This is a genomic window from Nonomuraea sp. CX421 (genome assembly GCF_059358955.1).
Map to the genome: position 1 here is coordinate 1 of NZ_JCADBK010000026.1, position 24,456 is coordinate 24,456.

Sequence of the window (24,456 nt, forward strand, 5' to 3'; positions counted from 1 at the left end):
CCATTGAGGCGATTGCCTCCTAATAGTCCACCGGATTACAGGTGGCCTTCTCAAACACCATCTCCCTGGGCGCGGCCAAAGCAGCGATCATCGACGAATACGACTGCCTCTTCCGTAGATCCGAATAATGCATGGAGATCCGGTGTGCAGCCCGTACCGGTTCAATCGCCGGATGCCACGCATAAATGACACGGCGGCGTTCCGCATTCCATCCGGTTCGCCACCAGAAGCGCTGGCCATCGCACCACACCACCACGCCGACCCACACCGACACGAGCGCGAGCCCGTAACCGTGGTGCACATCGGCGACCACCCCATGCCGTTCCAACGCCTGCCGAAGCATTTCAGCGGCATGATACGGATTAATCCTGATCACCATTGGGGAGCTCATCCGGCCACCCGCTCGAACCGCACCGAGCCTGCCGGGTCGAGGTGCGCCCGGAAGACCTCGCACCGAGACGCCTCGTCTGGCACCGCCCCAGGACCGTAGACGCTGTGCGTGATCCGGCCCCGAACGGACGCGCCTACCGGCATGCCGCGCATCGCCTTGCGCAGCTCGTCCATCGCGGTGGCCTGGAACGGGCTCGACCCGCACGCCCCCAGCTCCTCACCTCGCCCGGCGCTAACCCGGACCTCCCACTCGAACACCTCGCCTGCCGAACAGGCCCGCTCAGGCCCCTCGCAGCGAAGGCACTCGATGACGGCGGACGAGGCCATGCCGAGCACGACCGCCGCCGCATTCCCGCGCCGGGTGACGATCTTCCATCCCCGCCCGTCGCATTCTGTGCACCTGACTGGAGTTGTCATGCGGCAGAGCATGATCTGGCCAACCGTTTATACATATCCCACGGTTATATGTAGCCAAGGCATATAGAGTCCGCAGCAAAGCAGTGCACCACCTCGGAGCCAAAATCCGGAGGTTCACATGCGCCCGAGCGCTTTCGATCTTATCGAAATACCAGAAGCCATCTGGGATCGCGACGAAAGCCGGGAAATCCTCAAGAAACGCGACATCGCCGGACTATTCCGGCTCGCGGTCAAATACGCCGGAGCAAGTCAAGTCCGCATCGGAACAGCAACCGGCCTCTCCCAGCCTCGCGTCAACAAGATCCTCAACGGCACCGCCGGCCCCATCCAAGAACTGGCCGTATTCGAGCGCATAGCCACCGGCCTCGGCCTGCCCGACCACGCCCGCATGCTCCTCGGCCTCGCCCCACTCGACATCGCATCACCCACAGGCGACATCGACGACGAGCACCAGGAGCAGACCGACGAACTCACCGCCCGCCTGGACGCCGCCGCAGCCGTCGACGACACCATGGTCATGATCCTGCGAACGGACACCAACAACCTCCGCCTCCAGGACCGCCGACTCGGCAGCATCGCCATCGCCGACAAGATGCACGCCCAGATGGCCCAGATCGAACGAGCCCACCGCCACGCGGTACGGCCACGCATCCGAGCCCAACTCGCCCATCTCATTGCCGAAACAGCGTCACTGGCCGGATGGCAGGCCATCAACACCGTCGCTCTCAACGACGCCTGGAACCACTACGAACACGCCAAAGCCGCCGCCCGCGAAGCCAACGACCCCGCCGTCCTCGCGTACGTCTCCGGCGAACAGGCATACGTCCTCATGGACCTCGGCCGCCCCGCCGAGGCAGCAGAGCTGCTTCAACACATCCACGCCACCCACCGCGACCACGTTCCAGCCCGCCTCAGAACATGGCTCGCATCAGCCGAAGCGGAAGCCGCAGCCGTCCTTGGCCATGAGGCCGCTTGTCGCCGTGCCCTCGATCAAGCCGCCGCAGTGTTGCCGGAAGGAGACGGCGACCCGGACATGCCCTACCTGTCCATCAACGTCCACCACTTCGCCCGCTGGCGCGGAAGCTGTCTCCTGCGCTTCGGCGACCCCGGCACCGTTGAGGATCTTCGTTCCTCACTTGCCGGAATGGACGGCACCTACAACCGCGCCGAGGCAGGCGTTCGCTGCGACCTCGGTCACGCTCTCCTCGCGGCCGGCGACCCCGAAGCAGCCCAGCCCCACATCCACCGAGCCAAGCAACTGGCCACCATGACCGGCTCCCGCCGCCAACGGCGCCGCATCGAAGAACTCTCGCAGGCGGTCAACCGCGCCCTTGGCCGTTGAGCCGTTCCCGAGCCTGAAGCAGCCCGATCAACGTCCCCGACGTCCAGATGTCACCGCGGGCAATCATGCCGGGGATCTCCGCCATCGGAACCCACTCGATCCGGTCGGCCTCCACCTCACCCTCCGGCTTGCCGACCAACTCGGCACCACGCGCCAGGAACAAGATGTGCTCAGAGTCGACCATGCCGGCCATCGGCTGATAGCTCACCAGGCGCTCGACCTGCTTCGGCCGATACCCGGTCTCCTCCTCCACCTCCCGCACGGCCGTGGCCATGGGGTCCTCCCCAGCCTCGATCAACCCGCCGGGAAGCTCCCACCCCCACCGATCAAACACGAACCGATGCCGCCACATCAGCAACACCCGATCCCGCTCATCCACGACCACGGCGATAGCAGCACGGTCCAGATGCACCACGTGATGCTCGAACCGCTCCCCGCCCGGAATCTCCACGTCGGCTATCCCCAACCGGATCCACCGGTCGTCGTAGACCAGCCGTTCGCCATGCACCGTCCAGCGCGTCAGCTCAGCGTCATCAGCCACACCGCGAAGCTACCGGCCCACAACCCCGACGTACACGCACTTCCAAGTGACAGCCGAGATCGTTGCCGAATAACTCCTATGAAGATCAAGGCGGCGGCGCACGCGCCGCGCGCGGCCCGAGCTTGCGGGCCGCGCGCTGCGCGTGCGGCCTGGAGGCCGTTCTCGCGCGCGCCCGCCGCTCGGGCCGCCCTGACAGTCGTATCTCGAAGCGCGAGACACGCTTTTAGCTCTGCGTCAAGTCCTTGTCCGGCTATACACGAGGATGGTTTTAGACCAGTCGGCCATTCTGTCTAGATAAGACCGAAGAAATGATCGGCCGCCTCGCGTGAACGGAAGAACAACCAGAGCAGGAATCGTGAACAGTATCACTGTGACGAGGGGGACAAGCGCAAGCGCTACCACCAGGACCCTGACCGCACTAGCACCAGTGGCCAGCGCAGAAAACGAAAACACCTGCATGGACGTGATCCTTTCTGCCGCGTTCAACTCTGTGGGTCCCAGCTTCGTTGGTGCGGTGAGTGTTGCACTCCGACAACGTCCTGTTGCATCGAGATTGGCAACGCCCGAGAGATGTGCAACCGTAGAGCGTGTCGGATCGCCCTTCCTCCAAGCTTGATCCACTCAGCTCCGAGTTGGAGCCCGAAGTGCGGGCGTTCGCCGAGCTGATGCGTGAGTATCTCGACATGATGGGCACGAGTCTTGGTGCCGCCAGCAAGATGTGCTACCTGGATAAAGGCACGATCTCGCGCATCCTAAGTGGAGCGCGTGTCCCAGATTGGCGCATTGTCGAGCAGTTCTTGAGTGTTGCAGCTCAGCAACGGGGACGTGAGCTCACCCATGAGGATCAGATGCAAGCTCGTGAACTGCTCGGATCCGCGTTGCGGGTGCGCAACGCAACCAAGTGGGAGATCGAGCGGCTTGAGCGAGAGCTTGAAGAAGCTCGAGAAGAACAACGCTACTCCGCCGCGCGAGAGAAGCTAGTGACGAGGGAGCTAGAGGCACGTGACAAACGGATCGGTCAACTAGAGGAACAGATTAGGGAGATACAAGTACAGACTCGCATGCTGGAAGGATCAGATCATGCCAAAGCGCAGCGAGCTATTGAACATAATAAGGCCGACTATAGCCAGATCCTCAAAGAACATGATGAGCTTAAGCAGCACAGAAACGAGCTAATCATTGAGCTCGGCAAAGCGCGCGCCACAAAAGAGGCCACGGAACTTCGCTGCTCGCAACTGACACAAGAACTTGAAGAGGCCAAAGCTAAGCTCGCCGCCGCCGAAACCTTCAATGACTATTCACAAGAAGAGGGCGGCGCAAAGGAAAAAGGCGAGGATGGCACGCCTCCGGCACTCAACACTGAGCAGCCATTAACCTTGCGCGAAAAAAAGGCGATAGAGCGCGCGCTGGATCAAAAAACACTTCAGGTCAACACCGTTTTTGTCTATCTACTCTCCTTTGCGATGTCCGCCTATCTCGGGTGGGTTTTCTCGTCGGTGGCCCGTAGTTCTATGTTGAGCGGTGCGACACTATGGGGCATCCTTGTTCCTGTCGTCCTAGCCCTTGCGGCTACACGCGTGAGGCGTCCCCAAGGTTCGTGGTCAAGGCATCTGTTCGTTACCGCAGCAATAGTCGCCATATGCTTCTTTTTGGGTAATCGAATTTAGCCCTGAAGACCCCTTCGGACTTGAATGCAACCGTTGGGATGGCACTGGATGAGCCCTTCAGCACATGACCCCCCGGCGGTGGCGCTCCGACTCCGGGATGATCACCGCTCAGGCCGGAGGGGACGGGATGATTAAGCAGCGGAGTACTGGCCGACGTGGGACGAAGATCATTAAGGGTTGCAGTTTGAGTTGCAGTTCCGCGTCGTGCGGCCGAGTTCCAGAACGTCCGTCAAGCCGTATCGGTCCACGTTGAACGTCCTGGAACGACGACTCTCCTAGCTGCTAATGCGGTTTGGTTCCTGACTGGCGCTGGGACCGCCGCACCGATACCACCCTCACGATCGCCCTTCTGTGGCCGGCCGCCGTAGGTGGCTGGGGGCGATCGACGGCCCAGGGCTTCGTTCCTCAGCCCCGGCCCACCGGACACGATGGTTCTCTTTGGAGGTGGCGGTGCACCACGGAACCGTCTCGTCGACCGACCTGTGCGTCGTGCGGACCGCTGGTGGTGATTGATCGCTGGGCCATCAGCGGGCCATTAAGAGGGGTCAACAGCGGTCACTCATGGGTACGCACGGAGAGTCGAACGCCCAGGTCGCCGCTCCTCGCCCGCCATGATCGGTCAGTTTGCAGGCAGGATGTCAGGAGTTCGAATCTCCTAGGCTCCACCTCGGAGAACGCACCCTCGCTGGTGATCGCCCAGTGAGGGTGCGTGACTAACTGAGTGACTATGGCGTGTCCTCTGTAGTGCTGCTACCCCCAGCCTCGTTGAGATGCTCCCCGTCACTGCGGGCTCTTCCGCCTCCATCGATGACGAAACGATCCGACGCCGAGAGCGCGCTATAGAGACGCTCAAGGGAATCGATGGACTCCCAAAGGTGGTGGCCAGGGTACTGGTGAGCTATCTCATGGTACATAGTGATCGCTTCGCCCAGGACTGGGATGATGTCGGCGGAATAGCCAGATTTGCCAAGATGAGAAGCAAGGTTGATCAAACTCGAAACAAGCTCGATCTTGTAGCGCTCAGGGTAGCGCTCCACGAGCTGTCGGCGAATTAAGACGGCTTCCTGCTCGGCTGACAGCCCTTCAATGATATGGCCCACCTGTGAAAGCTGGATCCCAAGGTTAGAGAGGGCCCCGGCGAGATCGGGACGGTAGCGCTCGGGATGCTGTGCGACTAGATCGCGGTAGATGGCCACCACTTCCTCTGCCACAGGAAGTGCGTCCGTGTAACGGCCCAGCATCGCGAGCGAATTCCAGAGGTTAGTTAGAGCCTTGGCAAGGTTGGGTTGGTGGCGCTCAGAATGCTCGTCCGCTAGATCGCGATAATGCGCGACGACTTCTTTGGCAACCGCAAGGGCTTTGTCGGTCCGGTCGAGCATTAGGAGCCGGGCTGAAAGATTAACTAAGGCAAAGCCGTGGTCGGGCTCGTGCTTAAAGGAGTGGCGTTCAGCCAATGTGCGATAGATTTTGGCCGATTCTTCAGCGACTGATAGAGCCCGGTCGTGATATCCGAGTGCCGAAAGTGTATTGCTAATATTAGTCAGCGAGCGGCCGAGGTCAGGGGCGTGACGATCGAAACAGCCTTCGGCTAGTTCGCGGCGAATGTCGATAGCCTTCTGTTCGACTGACAATGCGTCGGCATGTCGGCCTAGCTGCATTAGACAAACACCGAGGTTGGAGAGAGCAGTTGCGAGCCCCGACCGAGCCCTATCAGGATGTCGTTCGGCTATCCCATAGCGGATAGCTAAGGCTTCCTCAGCGATGGGGAGTGCTTCGTCAGGACAGCCCAACTCAACGTACCATACGCCTAGGTTAGATAGAGCGGTGGCGAGATCGAAGCAATACCGGTCAGGATATCGATCGGCCAGTTGTCGGTAGATGGTGACGGCTTCCTCTGTCACAGCGAGCGCTTCGGGGGAGCGGCCCAGAAGGGAAAGGCGAACACCGAGCGTACTTAGCGACCGGCCCAAATCAGGACGATACTGTTCTGGATATTGTCCGGCAAGCTGCCGATAGATAGCGACTGCTTCTTCACCTACAGCGAGGGCTTCGGCTAAATTGTTAACGGCCGAGAGGCGAATGCCGAGGTTGTTCAGCGCCCGGCCAAGACCGGGGAGACTGTCTTCGAGGTACTGTTCAGCAAGTTGTCGATAGATCAGAACGGCTTCTCTCGCTGTCGCTAGAGCATCGGAATACTGGCCTAGCTCTGAAAGATAGATGCCGAGGTTAGACAGTGCGATCGCAAGCGCTGGCCGGTACCTGTCGCCGAGTTGACGAAGGAGAGCAACTGCCTCTTCGGCGAAGGGTATGGCTTCTGCGAAGCGGTCTAGATCTCCTAAATGCAGACTTGCAGCAGCTAGCCATCTGGCACGCTCACCCATATCCGAATTACTCGTGGTGCTTGCCAAGATTTGCTGCGCCAAAAGGGCGCTACCCTCAGCCAAGGTTGTGGAGGGGTGCGGCAAGGCTTCATGTATCGCTGCCAATATATCTCGCGACGCGGCTGCCGGGCCTACGATATTACTGATATCGGGCAGTAGTTGACGCAAGATTTCAGCGGCATCGGTTAGCTCATGTGCAGCTCGTGCCAAAGTGACCAAAGCTCGCTTCAACTGCCGAGGCTCTAGGTCCTTCATGCAAGAAGCCAATAGCTCGGGAGAGCTGGCCAGCTGTCTCGTTATATGCAACTCAGCCAACCGGTCAGGCTGTATTTTTCCTAGCCATTCACGATTGTCAGATTGATCAGCGGGATAAAGCTCACGCAGCCAGTCCGCGACGAGTACCGTAGCTGCACCATCTGGAACTCGGCCTACGACCTCGCCCGCCTGTATACGATCCTTGGCACCCAGCAATGTTCCCACTGCTACCGTTTGTTCTACGGTGGTGAAACTCAAACCGTATGGACCCGACAATAGCCCGCGAACTTGTGCGCTTTGTATCCAGTAACGCCTTTCATGACCCAGCAATTCCTCAAGCACATCCGATATTTCCAGCGAAATTCCTTCGGGTTCTACCTTCGCTAGAGAGTCGGATTGAAGGACTGCTACGAGCGCTGCGGCATGCAAATCGAGGATTCTTTGGGGGCCTTTCCTTAGGACCATCGTCACCTTGTCAGGGATCGGCCTACTTAGTGCGGTCGCAAAATGCGGGATCGCCTGAGCGAGCACGTGATGAGCAGTAATGTTGTGCTGTACCTCTCTTTTGAGCAGCATCCCATCACCTGCCGCCGTAACCATCTGCCGCACTCTTGCTGACTGAGCTCCCAGATATCTCCACCACTCCCCGGCGCTGCGCGCGAGGAGAAGCATTCGTACATGTCGATTGGCATCGCCGGCCACTTCGTGCAGGAGTGCCGCCAAGTCGGTTCGAGTCTCGGCATAATCGACCAGGATCAGGACGTGCTCTGTGCTAACTTCTCTCCATTTTGATAGCGCATGCATTTCAGCATCATCGCGGATCTGCACGAATCCCCATGCGTCCCCTAGACGTGCTGCTAACTCAAACGCCAGCCGAGATTTTCCTACTCCACCTGAACCAACTAATAGTTTCAATCGCTCCGCATGTGGATCAGAGCACCATTCTAGGAGCTCCGTTAGTTCTCGCTCGCGTCCAATGAATGGAACAATGGCTCGCGATGGGTGCAATAGGGTTGCCGGGCCTTCTGGAAGGATCTCTGTGATACCTAGGACAGCTTCTAGCGCTGCTTGCTTGCCTTTCCAGTGCTCCCACAGGGTTGGAGCAAAGGCGGTTCCCAATCCGCCGATGCTGGCACCAATAACTGTTATCCAAGGCTTGGCGTCGGTTATTGCTGCCAGTCCTGCTGCCAATGCGGCCACTCCGCAGGAGGCGAGGATCCGCCACAGCACACTCATGACTGATGTCTAGATCAGACCAGAAGGTCATGTTGGTGCCGTTACCCAATCGATGCACACACCCCCGCTCGCCTCAGGGGCGGGTGTTGTCAACGACGCTCGAATCCTGACCCCCTATGCCGTCCCAAAGAGCGCGGCCCGTCCTCGCCATCGCGTCGGCGGCGAGAGTCTCGGAAATGATGTGACTCACGCTCCCTCAGCGGTCATCGGTCGCGGAAATCCGTACGACGCGAGCTCGGGTTGTCGAGACAATGCTCAGCATGACCTCCGAGACCCCAGGCGCGAGGGCCAAGCGTCGGACTCAACTGATCGCCGCTCAGCTCGGCGTTGCCGACTTCGTATACACACAACCGATCGTCCACGAGAGGTCGTCCACCAACGAGGTGGGAGATGGCCTCCTCATCGCCGGGGATCGCGGAGCCGTGCTGCTGGGCAGGGCTCGATTTTGCAAGATCCGGAATATGCCCGGAAGGCGGTTCACTGGGGACGCGCCAAACGCAGCATCTTCGCAGCTCAAGAGCGGTGCCTGGCCGGAACCGCGACGCCCTGTAAAACCGTCGGCTCAGCCTACGCAAGTTCGAACCTTGCACCTGCCACACCAGCTAGAAGAGGCTCGTCACCAGCGGAAACGCGGTGACGGGCCTCTCTCGTTGATCGCCCGTGTGTGCCCGTAGTTCCCCCTGTTTTCCCGTGGCATCTGGCACGGATCTGGCACGGCGATCACCCGCGTTCGGTTGCCCGTGCGGACGCACGCATCTCTCCCGCCGGATCTTCCCGTAACCGTCGTCCCACCCGTCAGGGGAGCGGGCCAAGGGCTGGAGGTGAAGGTGGAGCTCCCCACTGGAAGAACGACCTTCGCCTCCAGCCCTTAGTCTGCTCGGCTTGTCCTGGGACGACGGTGACGGGAAGAGCCGGCCCACCTCAGCCACTGACAACGCGGCATGTCGAGATCATCCCGGAGCCTGAGGCCCCCGCCGGAGGCTCTTTGGGTCTTAGACAGTCAGGACGTCATGCGCGTACGTCGCAGCCGGGTCGTGGCCAGAGTTGACATCTTGCTTGCCAAGACGCGTGCCGATCTTGGCAACCAAGGGAGACGCAGCTCATGGTGCTGATCTCGTTCCCCGTGACTCTCCGCCATTCCCCCTTGTTCCCCTTTCCAACGGGCACGCCACGGGCACGGCTGCAACGGCAGACTCCTGTCTCAGCGGCGCGGTTCAGATGGCCGTGTCACCAATGCGATAGACAGTCGACCAGGTCGATGCCCGTCACCAAGGGAGGATCTGGTGCGAATCTTGTTGGGCTGCTTAGTCGTGGTCGTGATAGCGCCGTTGGTCGGGCTGTTCCTGCTGTTCATGATGCCGATGTGGCGTGACGATGCCCGGCTCGACGACTTTCACGAGAGAGTGGTCGCCCATCCGCTGCCACCCGAGACGCACAGCCGGAGTGACAGCGTCGCCACTTTTGGCAAGAACTCGAGCGGGAACGGCGATTACTGCGAGTACCGGGTTCGATTGAAGCTGCGCACCGGCTTGTCGCCTATAGAGCTCTATGCGTACTACGACAAGGCCGCGATCGCGGGAGTGGACGTCGGGATGGCGCAGGTGTCTGTGGACGTGGATGACGCCGGAGACGGGGGAGCCGTCATCGTGGAGTTCCGCGACATCAGCTCCAGCGATTGGGACATCCGCTGCGCATAGACGGCAGCCTGATCACGTGATGGGGTATGCGTCTGCCAGTTCGTGCCGGTCGGGGTCCACCGCCGGTGAGATCCGTACCTCTGGAGAGATCCAGTGGCAGCCAGAGCGACACCAACTCGGTCGGTTCGCCATCGCGCACGATGAGCCGTCGGCGAAACGAAATTGGCGAGGTTCGACGGAGGTAGTGCAAGTCGACGGGCAGGACCAGGGTGTACAGATGTGGTCTGGCCCACGGCGGTAAGCCGATGAGAGCTTGTTGAAGTCGCCGGCGGGGTGCGTCTCCCGTGCACTCCTCGCAGTGGCACCTGAAGAAGACGCGGTCAGCGGTCCCTATCAGGGCCGCCTCCTGCCAAGCAACCAGGGCCGTCGCCACCGCCCCCGGCCACATGCGAACGTGTTCGAGGGCGATCACCGCGGCCATGGGACGACGGCCAAGCCCGGGAACATGGTGGATCACAGCTCTGTGGGGTCCAACACGCTGATCCTCGCGTACGGACCTCGGAAGGGCGCCTACGCGGCATGGCCCTTTCTGATCGATGACATGGCCAGGATGATCGCATGCAATGAGCGTGCCGTCCAAGCCCCTACAGCCCAAGGCAAAGCACGCCTCACGGCGGGGCACTCCGGCTCCGGGATGATCAGGCGGGGCACGGTGTGCGCGTCGCGAGAAAACACCAGGCGGGGGCTGATGGCCGACTGTTAGGAGACCATCTCGTCTAGCAAGGAGGGTCGAGGCGATCGCACTGACTGCCCGCACGGATGAACCGGAGACTCAGCGTTGACAGCGGGGCCTCTTGGGTGTCAGCGCGGCCTGCGCCAATAAGCGAGCTGTCCGCTGGTGCTCTTGATCGTGCGCGGTGTCGACTCGCCCTGAGGCGGTACCGCGACCGGTACCAGCCCGGGCCCACGGGCAGCGTGGGGAGTCCCTCCGGACCCATGGCGTCGTCGGTGTCGTCGACGAGATGTGCCCAACGGTCACGAGCTGTGAAACCGTCGGCTCTGCCCATGGGCGGGTCTGGGGTTTGATCTTGTACGGGCTCGGTCTCGCTGCCGCGCCAGATTCGTACCAGAACCTTGGCAGCACGTAGTCTCGCTGTATGGAGTCTCGATCACCGCTGATCACACACATCTCCTGGGGCCGGATGGTGGTCGAGGGGCTTGGCGAAGGTAAGGATTTCAAGCTCTACCCCGGTGGTGGACGCCCCTGGGACTGGAACGAGACCGGCACACGGCACACTCCTGGCATCCAGCCTGCCGATGTCCAGGAGCTCCTCGACAACGGCAGCCAGGCGATCGTCCTTTCCCGTGGCATGCGGTTGGTCCTGCAGACGTGTCCCGAGACGCTGGACATCTTGATGCGGAAAGGCGTCGAGGTCTACGTGGAGGAGACGTCGGCCGCCGTCGAACGTTACAACGCCCTGGCTGCGACCATCCCCGTGGGCGGATTGATCCACTCCACGTGTTGATCAGCCGCACACCGTCGTCGAACGGCAGGCGGTCGTTCAGGTCGACCACGTCCAGGGCCGTTTCGCGCTGATCGGGGAGCAGGCCCATCAGCCAGATCAGGCCATGCAGCGCGCGCAGGGTGTGGGGGTCGACATAGTGGGTGCCGCAGTAGCGAAGCATCAGCGTCCTGGGCCGCCCGACCAGGTGCGATGCGTCCGGCCGCGCCGACCCCGACCTGTTCGGGCAGGGCCCGGCCTGCACGTCCGTGGACGTGACCTGCCAACGTCACGACTTGGCCGGTGCTGGGACGACGCCCCACCTGAACGCGGAGTCCTTCAGCAGTCGCTCCGTCGCCCTGATCCCGGTCAGGTGCTCGACGAGCAGGAAGGCCGGCCCTTTGTAGAGATAGGAAAATCGCGGGTAGAGCGTCGATGCCCTTGATGGTGAGTGCGGCTTGAGAGACGAGGCGGGTGCCCTTGGAGAGCTCAGTGATCACGCCTTCGCAGGTACTGAGCCAGTCAGGGTCGAGGACGAACGTCCAATCGCCGATGGAGGTGGCGCCGATGGCTCCGGTCGGGCGGCGCGGGACCCACCATCGCAGGGATCGATAAGCCACTCACATGTCGACCTATGATCTTTTCATCTGGTATCTGCCCTGTTGTCGGAAGGCCTTCATGACCCACCTTCTCAGTCGGCGGTCCGCCCTGCTGAGCGCCGCGGCAGTGGCCGGTCTCGCCGTGTGGGACGGAACGGCCGAGGCGGCCGGCACCGCCGCGTTCGACGCCGCGCGTGAGCGGTGGGTGAGCCTGCTGACCGGCGGGTCGCACAACTCCTCCTATACCGACAGGACGCAGGCCATCGAGGGCTCGGCCAATGCGGTGCTGCGCAAGCTGAAGCCCGCTTCCGATCGCCCGAGCCTGTGGCCTGACCTGCCGCTGTCGGACCCCCGCACGGGCAACTTCAACCGCGCATTCAACCGCATGCGCACCCTGGCGCTGGGCTGGGCCACACCGGGCACCGCCATGCACGGGGACGGTCGGGTCGCCGAGACCGCCGTCAGGGCGCTGGACTTCCTGTACGAGCACGCCTACCACGAGGGGCTCGACCGGCGGGGCAGCAACTGGTTCTGGTGGGAGATCGGCGTTCCCCGCGCGCTTACCGACACCTGCGCCCTGCTGTACGACGGCCTGCCCAAGGACCGCCTTGAGCGCTGGTTGCGCCCTTTGCGCCGCTGGTGCCCCGACCCGGAGCGCCGCGTCAGCCACCCCGGTGTCGTCGAGACCGGTGCCAACCGCGCGGGCAAGGCGATGGCGGTGGCGATGCGCGGACTGCTCACCCACGACGCACGCCTCGTCAAGCGGGCCAGGGACGCGGTCCCCGATCTGCTGCGGCCGACCCGAGGCCCAGGCGACGGCTTCTACCGGGACGGATCGTTCATCCAGCACGACGTGTACCCCTACACCGGCAGCTACGGCGTGGACTACCTGGAGAGCGTGGCCAAACTGATCGCCATGCTCTCCAGGTCACCGTGGAAGATCACCGGAATCGGCAACATCTACGACCTCGTGGATCGCTCGTTCGTGCCGTTCGTCTTCGACGGGCTGATGATGGACTGCGTACGCGGCCGGCAGATCTCGGTGCAGGGCCATCGTGACCACCACTCGGGACACAAGACGGTCGAGGCCATCCTCACCCTGCTGGAGACGGCCCCCGAGCGCCACGCCGAGCGTTGGCGACCGCTGGTCAAAGGGTGGCTCACCCGCGACCAGGCCATCCCCTACGGCACGCTCGCACCGCCGGCGAGCATCGCGAAGGCCACGGCCCTGCTGGAGGACCCGTCGGTGCCGGTCGGCCCTCGCACGACGGGCACGTACGTCTTCGCCGACATGGACCGGGTCGTGCACCGCCGTCCCACCTGGGCGTACGCGATCGCGATGAGCTCGGAGCGCATCGGCGCGGCTGAGGCCATGAACCGGGAGAATCTGCACGGCTGGCACACCGGCGACGGCATGACCTACCTCTACACGGGCGACCTCACCCACTGGAACGACGACCTGTGGCCCACGATCGACCCGTACCGGCTGCCCGGCACGACGGTCGACACCCGTAGACGCGCCGATCTCCCGCACGACCACCGTCGCCTGCCACCCACCCCGTGGGCGGGTGGCGTGGCACTCGACGGCGAGTACGGCGTGGCCGCCATGAAGCTGATCGCCGGCGGCTCCTCGCTGCGGGCCAAGAAGGCGTGGTTCCTGCTCGATGACGCGGTGATCGCCCTCGGCGCCGGCATCACCGCCTCCGACGACCGCCGGATCGAGACCATCGTGGAGAACCGCAACACCCACGACCGGCATCCGCCACTGACCCGGGGCGGTGGCTGGATCCACCTGTCCGGGGTGGCCGGCTACGTGCTGCTCGACGGCGCCGACGCGAAGGTGATGCGCAAGAAGCGCACCGGCCGCTGGCGGGACATCGACAAGGGCGCCACCACCGGAGGCGACACGTCGCCGGTCACCAGGCACTACACGACGATCCTCATCGACCACGGCGTCGATCCCCGCAAGGCGCGCTACGCCTACGCCGTACTGCCTGACGCCTCCATCACGCAGACGGCGGCTTACCACGGGCGAATCGAGATCCTCGCCAACTCCGGAGCGGTGCAGGCCATCACGCGCGACGGCGTGCTCGCCGCCGTTTTCTGGCGCGCTGGGACCGTAGAGACCGCGGATGGACCGCTCGCCGCCGACGGCCCCTGCACGCTGCTGGTCCGCCGCGACGGTAAACGGGTACGGCTCGCGGTCTCCGACCCGTCCAGGACCACCGACGAGGTGAAGATCGCGTTGCCCTGGCCGGTGAAATCGCTCAAGGAAAGGGACCGCAGCGTGCGCAAGGCCAGGACCGCGCTCAAGGTGGAAGTGGGTGGCAGCCGCGGGTACGCCCACACCGCGGAGGTGTGCGTCTGACTCCGGGGCGCTCGAAGCTGATGAGGTACGAGATCGACGAGCGAGTCTCGCTCGTGTGGTTGACCTGGGAGGTCGCCTGCTCGCCGTTCTCAGCCCGGGTGATGATCTCGACCAGGCCGCTGAGGATGAGATGGACGAGCATGCCGCACCCGGCGGTACGTCAGTCGGCGCAGTGCCGTCTCAGCGGGCCCGCGGCGGCCCGTGCGGGACAGCAGGGCCGCGAGCACCACGGTGCCCAGCCAGGTGAGCACCGCGATGCCCGACGCGGCGGCGTCGCCGACGCGGGTGGACAGGCCGCCCAGGTATGGGGCGAACAGCGCGACGAACACCACCGACTGCAGCAGGTAGCACGTCAGCGACCACTGCCCGCAGGCGGCCAGCGCCTGGGTCACCGCCCCGGACCGCCGCCCGGCGCGCTCTCGCCGGGCCACGACGAGCCCGACCAGCGCCGCGTACGCCAGGCCGCCGGCGATCCCGGTGACGCTGTGCAGCGCGTACGCGGACACCGAGAGCTCGTCGCCGGGTGTCCAGAGCCGCGTGTCGGCCAGCGTCAGCGGCAGTCCGCCGACGACGGAGATCGCCGTGCCCGCGACGGCGATCCGGGTGAGTGGCGCTCGGTGCGCCTCCGGCTCCTCCAGCAGGCGACGGCGGGCCGCCCAGATGCCGAGCATGAAGGGCGGTACGACGCTCACCAGGAAGAACGTGGGCGTCATCCCCGACCAGCCGATCAGCCGCATCACCATGGCCGCGACCGGGTCGGCCATGGCCGCGGGCGTGTCGCCTTTGCCCGCGCTCAGAGTGAGCATCCCGAGGAGAGCGACCACGACGACGTGCAGAACGGCTCCCACTCCGGCCGCCCAGGCCAGTGCCCGGTCGCTACGCCGGATGAACCCGATGAACACCAGCCCGGCCAGGCCGTACGCGCCGAGGATGTCGCCGAAGAACAGCAGGAGCGCGTGGCAGAACCCGAAGGCCAGCAGCCACAGACTCCGGCGGCGCAGCACCCGCCGGACCTCGGGCCAGCCTTCGCCGCTGGCGAGCCGCCGGTGGGCGAGCCGGACGAGGCCGTAGCCGAACAGGGCGGCGAACATCGGCAGCGCCCGACCGTCCACGAGGAGGATCTGGACCCCGGCCACGAGCCGGTCGAGGGCCGTGCCGTCGAGGGTGTAGCCGCGCCAGCCCACGGGGTGGCCCGACAGGTACATGTGCGCGTGCGCCACCGCGATGAGCAGCAGCATGAAGCCGCGCGCCAGGTCGGGAGCGGGGGACCGCTGGGTGAGCGGCACGGCCCCCTGGGCGGGGGCCGGTGCGGAGATGGACATGGATCACCTCAGAATTAGATACACGACTGTAGCTTAGTTACGTCGATAAGATACATGTCTGGCGCTAAAAGGGGAGGCGTTGTGAGTGACGGGGACGGCCGGACCCGGCGGCGCGGCGAAGAGCTGATCCGGGCCATTCACGCCGCGGCGCTGGCGGAGGTTCGGGAGGTCGGCGTTGGACGGCTGACCATGGACGGCATCGCCAGGCGGGCGGCGACCCCTCGCTCGACGCTGTACCGCCGCTGGTCCGACCCCGTCGAGGTGCTCCTGGACGCGCTCTACCACTCCCATCCCGTCGAGGAGCCGACGCCCGGAGCGGACGATCTGCGCGGCGACTTGATCCAGGCGCTGCGGCTCATGGTCGAGTGGGCGTTCAGTCCGGCGGGACTCGCGGTCGCCGGCATCCTCACCGACCCCGGGAGCGCCGCGCGGATGTCCGAGGCGCTGCAGGAGAAGGTCTTCGCCGTCCGTGGCGGCACCTTCACCGCTACCGTGCTGCGGCACTACGCCGAACGCGGCCATTTTCCCGCCGAACGGCTCACGTGGGTCGTGCTCCACCTCGGCGAGGCGCTCGTCACCAAGTGGATGATCGACAAGGGCTGTCCGCCTGGCGAGGCGGAGTTGGCCGACATCATCGACCAGGCGATCCTGCCGGCGATCGGGCTCTCCGGAGGCTGACGGGATCGCCCAGACGCCCAGACGCCGCCCAGACGCCCAGACGCCGAGGCGCCGAGGCGGCCGAGCGCACCGTGCGTCGTCGAGCGGCTCGCCTGAGCGGCGTAAATCCGCGGCAGGGGAAAACCAGTACGGCGGGCGGGATTACCGTCACCCCAAGCCGAGAACTTCGACTTCGTGACCGCAATGGCCGCCCCAGCACGGGACGGCGGCACGAGGAGAGGGACTCGACCATGCCCAAGTACCTGATTCAGGCGACCTACACCGCGGACGGCCTCAAGGGAGTGTTGCGAGATGGCGGCACCGGACGCCGGCAGGCGGTGGAGCGCATGGCGGAGAGCGTCGGCGGCCGGGTCGAGCAGATGTATTTCGCGTTCGGCGAGACGGACACGTACGTGATCGTCGACCTGCCGAGCAACGCGGCCTCGGCCGCTGTGGGTCTCACGATCTCGGCGTCCGGGGCGGTACGCACGAAGACGGCTGTCCTGCTGACGCCAGAGGAGATCGACGAGGCCACGCGGACGGAGGTGGCCTACCAGGCTCCTGGCGCGTGACAGCCGGGTGAATGCAAGCGCCTGGACCGCGGCTTTTGTGGCTTAGGCGGGGCTGTTATCGATCGCGGTGATAATCAGGTCGGCGATTACTTGTTTCCTGTTCTCAGTCGGGAAGAGCACCCTGGGGCCAAGTCGCGTTGCGACTGTAGACGCCGGCCGGGCATTATGCCCCGGCGACGGCGGATCCACGGCTCTACGGGACCGACGCCCGGAGAGCCGCTGAAGGGAAACGCTGTGAACCTGACAAGGAAGATCAAGTCCAAGACGCGGGCCATCCAGGGCTGGATCATGCTCTACTTCGGCCGTGCCACCGGAAACCAGCACCTGGAGTCGAAAGGCGCAGCCAGCCGCGCTGGAAACAGTCTGAGGCAGCGCAGCGAAAAGATCAAAGGCATGTTCAAGCGCTGACCGCGGCCACCGTCAATGACATCGACGGTAAACGACCGATATGCCGGGCCGTGGGCCGGTATATCGGCGCTTCGGGGCCATGAGCAAATAGCTGGCACAAATCTGGAGAAGCCATGAATCGTGTCATTGTCGTGGGAGCAGACGGCTCGGACGCCGCGACCGCGGCGGTCGAGTGGGCGGCCGACGACGCCGCACGCGCGGCCACCCGGCTCCACATCGTCCACGCCGTGGACCGCTCGCCATATGAGATCGCCAAGTTCTCCACCCCGGACCAAGGTGATGCCGTCACGCTCAACGCGCAGAGCGTTCTGACCGACGCCGAGGCGATCGCGCGCAAGCGGCAGCCCGGCATCGACGTCACCAGCCAGCTCTATGAGGGCGCCGCCGCGGCGGTGTTGCGCGGTCAAGCCGGCAACTCCGCCGAGGTCGTGATCGGCGGCAGGGGCCTTGGCGGCTTCCCCGGAGCCGTGCTCGGCTCGGTGAGCGCCCACGTAGCCGGGCACGCGCACGGCCCGGTGGTCGTCGTCCGCTCCGACCCTGACACCCCCAACGGGGAGATCGTCATCGGGCTCGACGACTATCACGCCGGCGAACCCGCCCTCGCCTACGCCTTCGAGCAGGCGATGCTCCGCGCGAGCACGCTGCGCGCCGTGTACGCGTGGCAGCCGCCGGCGCACGCCCACATCCCCGAAAGCGCCCATGACCTGGACGAGATCCACACCGCCCAGTGCCAGGTCGCGGCCGGCATCCTCCAGGGATGGCGGCAGCGATATCCGCAGGTTCAGGTGATCGAGGACGTCCAGCGAATTCACCCCGTCGCCGCCCTCGCCCGGGCTTCCGAAAAGGCGGATCTGGTCGTCGTGGGCTCCCAGGGCCGAGGGGCGATCGGCACCGTGATGCTCGGATCCGTCACCCTCGGCGTTCTGTACCACGCGCCCAGCTCGGTCGCGGTGGTACGGCCGTAAAGGCGCCCTGCTCGCCCTGGCCGGAGACGTGACAACCGAGCCGGCGGCCATCGGGCTGGATCAGTCGGCGGGATCGATGTCGTGCAGCGGCTCGGACGGCGCCGGCGCCGCGTCGAGACAGACTGCCGGGCCGAAAACGAGCTTGTCAGCCGGGGGCGGCAGCCTGACCTTGCCGTCGTAATCGCGCCGCAGCATGGACTTGAGCGGGAGCGGCGGCGAGTCGGCGGTTTCGTCGCGGCATTCGTCGTTGTTGTGCATATTTACGTCACGTCACCTTTTCGGGATTCGCCCTGGGATGTCGGTTGGCCGGTGCGGTCGGCGAGTAGGCGCTGCCCTCACCTTCTGGCCGGGGCCTGGAAGGTGAGGGCAGCGGTTTGAGTTCGGCTTGGCCCTTCGCTGATGAGGCGCCGGTCAGGGCCGGCGGTTGCCGGGAGGCCTGAGGCCGCGGCTTCGCCTGGCGTCGTGGCCGGACGGATCAGCCGGGCCGGACGGTGGCCGGTCATCGATGGCGTCCTGCCGGCTGCGGGCAGTTGACTGGCTCCAGCGTGACCTGGTGCGGAGCAGGAGCAGCGACAGCCCGAGGACGCCGCCGAGCATCAGGATGACGCCCGCGATGCGCAAGTCGAATTCGCCCACCGACCTGTCGGGCAGGGCGAAGGTGAAGATGGCGCCGAAGGCGACGACCGCGATGGCTCCGGCGACGGGCATGACGTACCCCCCGCCGCCTCCGGAGCCCGAACTCCGGAGGACGCTGAGCGGACTCATCGGCGACCGGCCCGGTTATCCGAGCGCCGCCCGGTGATGAGCTTGTAGGCGAGCAGCAGGACTGCCGCGCCGACGATGGCGCACAGCCAGGTGGACAGGTTGAAGAACCCCTGGATGCCGGAGAGGTGGAACACCTGGGTGGCCACGAACCCGCCCAGCAGCGCCCCGGCGACGCCGAGTACGAACGTGATGATCAAACCTTGCGGATCCTTGCCGGGGACCAGCAATCTGGCCACCGCCCCGGCGACCAGTCCGAGGATGATCCAAGCGATGATGCCCATGGCCGAGCTCCTTTGGCGGTGCATCGATGGCTGCATGGGATCGGTCTTCCGGACCGGTCGAAGCAGGGGCCGACCGTCGTCTGGTTGTCGGCGCCGTCGGTCGAACGTGTTCATCTCCAGTCGACATCCACGCGTGTCGTACGGAAACAGGCGATCCGGAAAAAGTTCATCTCCAGCACCGATCGCCAGGGTGTTCGTGGTGGACGCCAGGTTGGAGCCGGTGCGTCAGACAGGCTCATCGTTGTGGCCGGCGGCACTGGCCGGGCGCCGGTTCGGTGGCGGGGCTGATGGTTCCAGCCAACCGAGTCGCTCGGCCAGTCGCCGGGCGCTGTTGATGGCGGTGGCGATGTGGGGGGAGGGGTTGATGTCGTGCCACAACAGTGACCAGGGGTAGTGGGTGGCAGGTGCGATCAGGGGCCGCCAGGTCGTGCCCGGCCGGTTGGAGGTGCGGAATGAGGATGGCACGCAGTGCACGCAGCGGTGCTGAAAGACAAGGTCGGCCGCGGCTCGGGAGCTCTCGACGGTGCCCTCGTAGAGGGTGGGCGCGAACCCGGCCGCACGGCACAGATCGATGACGAACCTGTTGAGCTCCGGCGTCTGGGACTCCTCACCGAACAACAGGAGTTCGTCGGCGAGGGCGTCCACGGGTACGCCTTCCATGTCGGCGAAGCGGTGGTCGTCTGGCACCAGCACGCCGAGCGGATCGAGCCTGATCAGCTTGGACGCCACCTCGGTCGGGGCTTGGAGGGCGGGGCCGATGGCGATGTCCAGGCGGCCGTCGGCCAGTTGCCGGTACTGCTCGGGGGAGCCCGCTTCGACCTGGTGGATCGTGATGTCAGGGTGGCTGCGCTGGAGTTCGCGCAGGATCTGCGGCATGGTGTCGTAGCCCGCGTCAATGATGCCGGCACGCAGTGTGGGCGCCGACGTGACGGCGTTGCGCGCGGCCTGCCCTGCCCGGCCCACATGGTTGAGGATCTGACGCGCCTCGATGAGGAAGGCGGCGCCCGCCGGCGTCAGATCGACGTGGTGGGTGCTGCGATCAAGCAGTCGCACGCCCAGCTCGCGTTCCAGCCGCTGGATCTGCTGGCTCAGCGCGGACTGCACGATGTGCTCGCGGGCAGCCGCGCGGCCGAAATGCAACTCTTCGGCCAGCGTCACGAAATAGCGCAACTGACGCAACTCCATGCCCGCCACCCCTTCCCGCCTGGGCGGCGCCCATCCGGGCCATTGCCCCCACTCTAGGTGCCATCTGGGGGTGTGGACCCGCAGAGGAGGGCTGACGCTGGTCGACTGGGCGTCAGTCTCCGGCCGGGGCGTGAACTTGTGATGGCGGGCCGGCGCGGCGGCGTTGGATGCGTTCGCGGTCGGGCCAGTGCACGTTGCTCGCCCAGCCGAGCCGTTCGAACAGGCCGATCATGCCGGCGGACGGGTCGATCTGGCCGCGATCGAGGCCGTGACGGGCGCAGGTGGGCTCGCTGTGATGGCCGTTGTGCCAGCTTTCGCCGAAGGACAGCAGGGCCAGCGGCCACAGGTTCGTCGCCCGGTCGTGGCGGCGGGTCTTGAAGGGCCTGCTGCCGACGACGTGGCACAGGGAGTTGACGCTCCAGGTGACGTGCTGGAGCAGCGCGACACGGAGCAACCCGGCCCACAGGAAAGCGGTCAGGCCGCCGTACAGGGTGGTGGTGATCGCCCACCCGGCCAGGAACGGCAGCACCAGCGACAGCGCGCACAGCGCGGGGAAGGCGCGAGCTACGCGCGTCATGGCCGCGTCGGCCAGCAGATCCGGAGCGTAACGCGCGGCCGGGGTTTTGTCGTCGGCGAACAGCCAGCCCAGATGGGCGTGGGCAAGCCCCCGAAGCTGCCCGCGCAGGCCGGTGCCGTACCGGTAGGGAGAGTGCGGATCACCTGGCCGGTCGGTGAACGCGTGGTGGCGGCGATGCACCGCCACCCAGTCGATCACGTTGCCCTGAAAGCCCATCGACCCGGCGACGGCCAACGCCACGCGCAACCATGGCCGGGCGGTGAAGGAGGTGTGGGTGAGCAGCCGATGGAAGCCGACCGTCACCCCCAGACCGGTCACCACATAGAGAACCGCGGCAAGCAGCAGATCGGTGAGTGTGACTCCCTGCCCCCAGGCCAGGAAGATCGCGACGCCGAGCGCGATGAACGGCAGGACCACGATCGCGGCTGTCAGCCCCACCTGGACCCGGCCGGCCGGCGCGTGCTCCTCTGCCCCGGGGAAGGGCGATGCGCCGTCGTAGTCCTGACGGCGTTCCACCGTCTGTTCGGAGATGGTCATGAAGTGCCTTTCGTCTCGTTCATACGGTCCGCTGGTGTACGTAGCACCAACGCCAGGCCGACCGGGGCTCCATGACGGCCACCACCGGATGGTCGGTTTCCCGGTAGTGAGCCTTGGCGTGGCCGCCCCGCGAATCGTCGGAGCAGGCCACCCACCCACAGGTCAGGCAGACCAGCAGGCGTGTCCAGGTCTGGCCGAGGGCCAGACACTCCTTGCATTCGGGTGGTCCGTACTCCACCGCCGGGAGTTGGTCGATGTGATCGCAGCGCGGGGCCTGACCGTTCAGACCTGCGCGGGCGGTCGCGTTCGTTCCTTGTGCGTCCAGGGTCATGACGACCCCCTCACGGTGACAGCGACGCAAGCTGCGCCGACTGGTCACCTACCATTCACGGAGATCGGCGAGCCGCCGGAAACACGCAATCCCAGCTAGGCTCATCAGCTGCGGCGATAGCGAGCCTCGTCGGTCGGCTGAGACGGGGCAACGGGCTGCTGACCGGCGCTGGACTGCTCACCGGCACTGGCGCCGCGCCGGCCGAACAGATGCAGATGCTGCCGGCCGTGGCCGGATTGCCAGTCGCCGCCGCTGCTGCGGACGCTGAGCACCCGTCATGCTGGCGCACCCACGGGAGGGACCCCGAAGCCGGGATGCGCTGTACTACCTGCCATGACGATCGTTCGCTCCCTGGTGTTGTTCGCCGTGGCCGCACTCGCCGAGATCGGCGGTGCGTGGCTGGTCTGGCAGGGTGTACGCGAGCAGCGCGGCCTGCTCTGGATCGGTGCCGGCGTCATCGCGCTGGGCCTGTACGGGTTCGTCGCCACACTGCAGCCGGATGCGAACTTCGGCCGCATCCTGGCCGCCTACGGCGGCGTCTTCGTCGCCGGTTCGCTGGCCTGGGGCATGGTCGTCGACGGGTTCCGGCCCGATCGCTGGGACGTCATCGGCGCGCTGGTCTGCCTGGTCGGCGTCGCCGTGATCATGTACGCGCCGCGCGGGTGAGCCATGGTCGTCCTCGGAGTGCCGTCAGGGCGATGATGAATCGAATGGAAGGTTTCGAGTTCGCCGCTGATCAGGTGGCGGCGGGTCACCACCCATGGGATCTACTCGAGCCACCTGGCTCAGGCCGGTAAGGGGCAGAGCTCCGCGTACGACGTGTCAGGCGCGACGGTTACCGAGCACGCGGTCTGGTGGCTGTGGCCCAACACCTGCCTGCTGCGCTATCCCGGCCGAGGCAACTTCATGGTGTTGCAGATCATCCCGGACGGCCCCGAAGTGACGCGCGAGGTCTGGGATTTCTATCTGGAGACCGCGGAGCCGAACGACGCCGAGCTGGACAGCATCCGGTACATCGACGAGGTGCTCCAGGTGGAGGACATCGCCCTGGTGGAAAGCGTCCAGCGCGGAATGCGCACCCCGGCGTTCACCCAGGGGAAGATCGTTTACGATCCCGGCGGGTCCGGGTTGTCGGAGCACGCGGTTCATCACTTCCACGGCCTCGTCCTGGACGCGTACCGACGCGAGCTCGAACGGTCCCGCTCGTCCCGCGGGTGATGGAAGCGTCGCCTCGATCGACGCTCAGTTCGGCGCCAAGCACGTCGCGGGCTGGATCCCGGTCGTCGGGGCGATCGCCTTGAGCAGCGCGCTGTCGCGAACGATCGGCATGACTGGGGACGTACGGGGCGGGCGGCTCATGCGGTGAGTCTCCGGAGGTGACTTCGGAGGGCCGGGTTCTGCCGTACGACAGGGGAATCGGGCCGCCTGGCGAGCGGACCTGTTTCGTGGATTTGGCCGGGGTAGTTGTCCTTGGGTCTCAGAGTTCTGATGAGTCTGATGAGGAGGAGACATGCCTCGCGGATCGAGTCCGAAGCGGGAACGCCAGTACGAGCACATCAAGGACAGCGCCAAGCAGCGTGGCGAAAGCGACAAGCGCGCGACCGAGATCGCCGCCCGTACGGTGAACAAGGAGCGGGCCAGGGCCGGCGAGTCCCGGACCGCGAGCCGTACGTCCACCAAGGACATCTCGTCGAGCCGGCGAGGCGGGCTGCGCTCGCATTCCGGCGCGGGCGGCCGTACCAGGGATCAGCTGTACGCCGAGGCCAAGCGCCAGGGCATCAAGGGCCGCTCCAAGATGAGCAAGGCGCAGCTGGAGAAGGCCGTCGGCTGACCGGGCCGGCGAACTGTCAGAGCGCGGCCCGTGCCGCGACGCGACCACTCTCGCGACATCTGCCCTGGCTCCCCGGCGGGTTCCACCTTCCCGGCCGGAGAACCAGGGCAGATCGAGCGATCACCGCTTCAGCGCGGCGGCGAGTTCGTCCTTGGTCATGGACGAGTAGCCTTCGATGCCCTTGGCCTTGGCCCGGTCCTGTAGCTCCTGCTTGGTACGACTCACCGGCTTGGGCGGGGCGGCCAGCAGGTCCGCCTTGGCGGCGCTGAAGGCGCGAGCCAGCTCGGTCAGCCTGCCGGCGGGCACGGCCTTCCGCAGGGCCGGGAGGATCTCGCTCTCCTCTTCCTCGACATGGTGCGTGACCGCCTTGACCAGGTCAGCGAGGACCTGGTCGAAAGCCGGTCCGTCCGGGTCCGTGTCGAGCAGCCGGACCAGCTCCTCCTCGGCCTCGTGATGTTCTTCGGTGCCGTGGTGCACCTCGCCTCGCTCGCTGGGAGCGGCCTTGGCCAGCGCGGGGTAGACCTCGTGTTCCTCGGCACGGGCATGCGCGGTGAACTTCGCGGCGAGCTCGGCCAACAGCGCGGGCCGGTTCTCCCGTTCGGTGCGCAGCCTGTCGAAGAGGGCCTCGACGTCGCGGTGGTCGGCCGTGATCAGGTCGATGACGTTCTGTGTCATGTCGAACTCCTTGTA

Annotated in this window: 25 protein-coding genes; 12 read left to right on the plus strand and 13 right to left on the minus strand. The window is 65.3% G+C overall.

Annotation, left to right across the window (positions count from 1 at the left end; translation table 11 throughout):
- Positions 1-19 precede the first annotated feature (19 nt).
- Entirely contained in the window at positions 20-379 is a 360-nt protein-coding gene (locus AC5L3X_RS32375; RefSeq protein WP_494862091.1) for a hypothetical protein, read from the minus strand.
- 8 nt (positions 380-387) lie between these two features.
- The gene (locus tag AC5L3X_RS32380) at positions 388-807 is read right to left on the minus strand and encodes a hypothetical protein (RefSeq protein ID WP_494862092.1); all 420 of its coding nucleotides are present in this window, start codon (positions 805-807) and stop codon (positions 388-390) included.
- 118 nt (positions 808-925) lie between these two features.
- Between AC5L3X_RS32380 and AC5L3X_RS32385 the strand changes: the two genes are divergently transcribed.
- A complete protein-coding gene (locus AC5L3X_RS32385) occupies positions 926-2,149 on the plus strand; it encodes an NsdA family TPR-like regulatory protein (RefSeq protein ID WP_494862093.1) in 1,224 nt (407 codons plus the stop codon).
- Here AC5L3X_RS32385 and AC5L3X_RS32390 read toward each other — a convergent pair.
- On the minus strand, positions 2,127-2,690 hold the full coding sequence (locus AC5L3X_RS32390) for an NUDIX hydrolase (RefSeq protein WP_494862094.1): 564 nt from the start codon (positions 2,688-2,690) through the stop codon (positions 2,127-2,129). The two genes, AC5L3X_RS32385 and AC5L3X_RS32390, sit on opposite strands and share 23 nt — an antisense overlap.
- A gap of 644 nt (positions 2,691-3,334) precedes the next feature.
- Here AC5L3X_RS32390 and AC5L3X_RS32395 point away from each other — a divergent pair.
- Positions 3,335-4,357, plus strand: a complete 1,023-nt coding sequence (locus AC5L3X_RS32395) for a hypothetical protein (protein ID WP_494862095.1) — start codon at positions 3,335-3,337, stop codon at positions 4,355-4,357.
- Positions 4,358-5,082: 725 nt separating this feature from the next.
- On the opposite strand, the gene AC5L3X_RS32400 is transcribed toward AC5L3X_RS32395, so the two are convergent.
- The gene (locus AC5L3X_RS32400; RefSeq protein WP_494862096.1) at positions 5,083-8,229 is read right to left on the minus strand and encodes a tetratricopeptide repeat protein; all 3,147 of its coding nucleotides are present in this window, start codon (positions 8,227-8,229) and stop codon (positions 5,083-5,085) included.
- Between the two features lie 1,283 nt (positions 8,230-9,512).
- Here AC5L3X_RS32400 and AC5L3X_RS32405 point away from each other — a divergent pair.
- A complete protein-coding gene (locus AC5L3X_RS32405; protein ID WP_494862097.1) occupies positions 9,513-9,926 on the plus strand; it encodes a hypothetical protein in 414 nt (137 codons plus the stop codon).
- Between the two features lie 1,097 nt (positions 9,927-11,023).
- Positions 11,024-11,392 (plus strand): Mth938-like domain-containing protein, encoded by a 369-nt coding sequence (locus tag AC5L3X_RS32410; protein WP_494862099.1) that lies wholly within the window; start codon positions 11,024-11,026, stop codon positions 11,390-11,392.
- Positions 11,393-11,657: 265 nt separating this feature from the next.
- Here the strand turns inward: AC5L3X_RS32410 and AC5L3X_RS32415 are convergent, their stop codons facing one another.
- A complete protein-coding gene (locus AC5L3X_RS32415; protein WP_494862222.1) occupies positions 11,658-11,861 on the minus strand; it encodes a DUF6461 domain-containing protein in 204 nt (67 codons plus the stop codon).
- 185 nt (positions 11,862-12,046) lie between these two features.
- On the opposite strand from AC5L3X_RS32415, the gene AC5L3X_RS32420 reads away from it, so the two are divergent.
- Positions 12,047-14,335 carry a polysaccharide lyase 8 family protein gene (locus AC5L3X_RS32420; protein ID WP_494862100.1) on the plus strand — a complete coding sequence of 763 codons (2,289 nt, stop codon included), beginning with the start codon at positions 12,047-12,049 and terminating at the stop codon, positions 14,333-14,335.
- An 89-nt stretch (positions 14,336-14,424) separates the two neighbouring features.
- On the opposite strand, the gene AC5L3X_RS32425 is transcribed toward AC5L3X_RS32420, so the two are convergent.
- Positions 14,425-15,657 (minus strand): DUF418 domain-containing protein, encoded by a 1,233-nt coding sequence (locus tag AC5L3X_RS32425; protein WP_494862102.1) that lies wholly within the window; start codon positions 15,655-15,657, stop codon positions 14,425-14,427.
- A gap of 81 nt (positions 15,658-15,738) precedes the next feature.
- Here AC5L3X_RS32425 and AC5L3X_RS32430 point away from each other — a divergent pair, with 81 nt between their 5' ends.
- The 4 genes from AC5L3X_RS32430 (at position 15,739) to AC5L3X_RS32445 (ending at position 18,259) form a co-directional block, all read left to right on the plus strand.
- A complete protein-coding gene (locus tag AC5L3X_RS32430; RefSeq protein ID WP_494862103.1) occupies positions 15,739-16,335 on the plus strand; it encodes a TetR/AcrR family transcriptional regulator in 597 nt (198 codons plus the stop codon).
- Between the two features lie 230 nt (positions 16,336-16,565).
- Positions 16,566-16,886: a GYD domain-containing protein gene (locus AC5L3X_RS32435; protein ID WP_494862105.1), complete on the plus strand. Its 321-nt coding sequence runs from the start codon at positions 16,566-16,568 to the stop codon at positions 16,884-16,886.
- Positions 16,887-17,120: 234 nt separating this feature from the next.
- The gene (locus AC5L3X_RS32440; RefSeq protein ID WP_494862107.1) at positions 17,121-17,294 is read left to right on the plus strand and encodes a hypothetical protein; all 174 of its coding nucleotides are present in this window, start codon (positions 17,121-17,123) and stop codon (positions 17,292-17,294) included.
- 113 nt (positions 17,295-17,407) lie between these two features.
- On the plus strand, positions 17,408-18,259 hold the full coding sequence (locus AC5L3X_RS32445; RefSeq protein WP_494862108.1) for a universal stress protein: 852 nt from the start codon (positions 17,408-17,410) through the stop codon (positions 18,257-18,259).
- A 60-nt stretch (positions 18,260-18,319) separates the two neighbouring features.
- Here AC5L3X_RS32445 and AC5L3X_RS32450 read toward each other — a convergent pair whose 3' ends face one another.
- From AC5L3X_RS32450 to AC5L3X_RS32475, 6 genes are all read right to left on the minus strand, one after another.
- Positions 18,320-18,517: a hypothetical protein gene (locus AC5L3X_RS32450; RefSeq protein ID WP_494862110.1), complete on the minus strand. Its 198-nt coding sequence runs from the start codon at positions 18,515-18,517 to the stop codon at positions 18,320-18,322.
- A 153-nt stretch (positions 18,518-18,670) separates the two neighbouring features.
- Entirely contained in the window at positions 18,671-18,967 is a 297-nt protein-coding gene (locus tag AC5L3X_RS32455) for a hypothetical protein (protein ID WP_494862112.1), read from the minus strand.
- A gap of 53 nt (positions 18,968-19,020) precedes the next feature.
- Positions 19,021-19,305, minus strand: a complete 285-nt coding sequence (locus AC5L3X_RS32460; protein WP_494862113.1) for a GlsB/YeaQ/YmgE family stress response membrane protein — start codon at positions 19,303-19,305, stop codon at positions 19,021-19,023.
- A gap of 225 nt (positions 19,306-19,530) precedes the next feature.
- A complete protein-coding gene (locus tag AC5L3X_RS32465) occupies positions 19,531-20,490 on the minus strand; it encodes a LysR family transcriptional regulator (RefSeq protein ID WP_494862224.1) in 960 nt (319 codons plus the stop codon).
- 112 nt (positions 20,491-20,602) lie between these two features.
- Entirely contained in the window at positions 20,603-21,604 is a 1,002-nt protein-coding gene (locus AC5L3X_RS32470; RefSeq protein ID WP_494862115.1) for an acyl-CoA desaturase, read from the minus strand.
- A gap of 19 nt (positions 21,605-21,623) precedes the next feature.
- On the minus strand, positions 21,624-21,935 hold the full coding sequence (locus AC5L3X_RS32475) for a UBP-type zinc finger domain-containing protein (protein ID WP_494862116.1): 312 nt from the start codon (positions 21,933-21,935) through the stop codon (positions 21,624-21,626).
- Between the two features lie 333 nt (positions 21,936-22,268).
- Here AC5L3X_RS32475 and AC5L3X_RS32480 point away from each other — a divergent pair, with 333 nt between their 5' ends.
- The 3 genes from AC5L3X_RS32480 to AC5L3X_RS32490 all read left to right on the plus strand — a co-directional run bounded on the left by AC5L3X_RS32480 (position 22,269) and on the right by AC5L3X_RS32490 (position 23,766).
- The gene (locus AC5L3X_RS32480) at positions 22,269-22,601 is read left to right on the plus strand and encodes a YnfA family protein (protein ID WP_494862117.1); all 333 of its coding nucleotides are present in this window, start codon (positions 22,269-22,271) and stop codon (positions 22,599-22,601) included.
- 99 nt (positions 22,602-22,700) lie between these two features.
- The gene (locus AC5L3X_RS32485; RefSeq protein ID WP_494862226.1) at positions 22,701-23,153 is read left to right on the plus strand and encodes an SRPBCC family protein; all 453 of its coding nucleotides are present in this window, start codon (positions 22,701-22,703) and stop codon (positions 23,151-23,153) included.
- Positions 23,154-23,445: 292 nt separating this feature from the next.
- On the plus strand, positions 23,446-23,766 hold the full coding sequence (locus AC5L3X_RS32490) for a plasmid stabilization protein (RefSeq protein WP_189124528.1): 321 nt from the start codon (positions 23,446-23,448) through the stop codon (positions 23,764-23,766).
- Positions 23,767-23,886: 120 nt separating this feature from the next.
- Here the strand turns inward: AC5L3X_RS32490 and AC5L3X_RS32495 are convergent, their stop codons facing one another.
- A complete protein-coding gene (locus tag AC5L3X_RS32495) occupies positions 23,887-24,441 on the minus strand; it encodes a hemerythrin domain-containing protein (protein WP_494862118.1) in 555 nt (184 codons plus the stop codon).
- Positions 24,442-24,456 lie beyond the last annotated feature (15 nt).